This is a genomic window from Streptococcus sp. HMSC077D04 (genome assembly GCF_001808785.1).
Lineage (GTDB): Bacteria > Bacillota > Bacilli > Lactobacillales > Streptococcaceae > Streptococcus > Streptococcus mitis_BX.
On the sequence record NZ_KV794551.1, the window covers coordinates 1 to 742 of the forward strand.

The following is a 742-nucleotide window of genomic DNA, read 5'->3' on the forward strand; positions in this document are numbered from 1 at the left end:
AGGGTCAGCGGTTCGATCCCGTTAACTCCCATAGGTCCCGTAGTGTAGCGGTTATCACGTCGCCCTGTCACGGCGAAGATCGCGGGTTCGATTCCCGTCGGGACCGTTAGAATAACGTAAGTTATTTTAGACTCGTTAGCTCAGTTGGTAGAGCAATTGACTTTTAATCAATGGGTCACTGGTTCGAGCCCAGTACGGGTCATATATGCGGGTTTGGCGGAATTGGCAGACGCACCAGATTTAGGATCTGGCGCTTAACGGCGTGGGGGTTCAAGTCCCTTAACCCGCATTAAGATATAATAAATGAGCCGGCTTAGCTCAGTTGGTAGAGCATCTGATTTGTAATCAGAGGGTCGCGTGTTCAAGTCATGTAGCCGGCATTTTTAGATAGAAGAAAACAGTGCGAACGTAGTTCAGTGGTAGAACACCACCTTGCCAAGGTGGGGGTCGCGGGTTCGAATCCCGTCGTTCGCTTAGAGAGGCCGGGGTGGCGGAACTGGCAGACGCACAGGACTTAAAATCCTGCGATTGGTAACGATCGTACCGGTTCGATTCCGGTCCTCGGCATAAACTAATGAGCACCCTTAGCTCAACTGGATAGAGTACCTGACTACGAATCAGGCGGTTAGAGGTTCGACTCCTCTAGGGTGCATTTTTCTATTTAACTCGGGAAGTAGCTCAGCTTGGTAGAGTACTTGGTTTGGGACCAAGGTGTCGCAGGTTCGAATCCTGTCTTCCCGAT

General features: G+C 50.8%; 8 tRNA genes. All 8 read left to right on the plus strand.

Annotated elements, in window-relative coordinates:
- The first annotated feature begins 33 nt into the window (after positions 1-33).
- The 8 genes from HMPREF2701_RS10400 (at position 34) to HMPREF2701_RS10435 (ending at position 741) form a co-directional block, all read left to right on the plus strand.
- Positions 34-106 (plus strand) — tRNA-Asp (locus HMPREF2701_RS10400).
- A 23-nt stretch (positions 107-129) separates the two neighbouring features.
- Positions 130-202 (plus strand) — tRNA-Lys (locus HMPREF2701_RS10405).
- Positions 203-207: 5 nt separating this feature from the next.
- Positions 208-289: transfer RNA gene (locus HMPREF2701_RS10410), tRNA-Leu, on the plus strand.
- Between the two features lie 18 nt (positions 290-307).
- A tRNA-Thr gene (locus tag HMPREF2701_RS10415) sits at positions 308-380 on the plus strand.
- A gap of 22 nt (positions 381-402) precedes the next feature.
- Positions 403-474: transfer RNA gene (locus HMPREF2701_RS10420), tRNA-Gly, on the plus strand.
- Between the two features lie 7 nt (positions 475-481).
- A tRNA-Leu gene (locus HMPREF2701_RS10425) sits at positions 482-567 on the plus strand.
- Between the two features lie 11 nt (positions 568-578).
- Positions 579-652: transfer RNA gene (locus tag HMPREF2701_RS10430), tRNA-Arg, on the plus strand.
- Between the two features lie 15 nt (positions 653-667).
- Positions 668-741, plus strand: a tRNA-Pro gene (locus tag HMPREF2701_RS10435).
- Position 742: the final 1 nt, after the last annotated feature.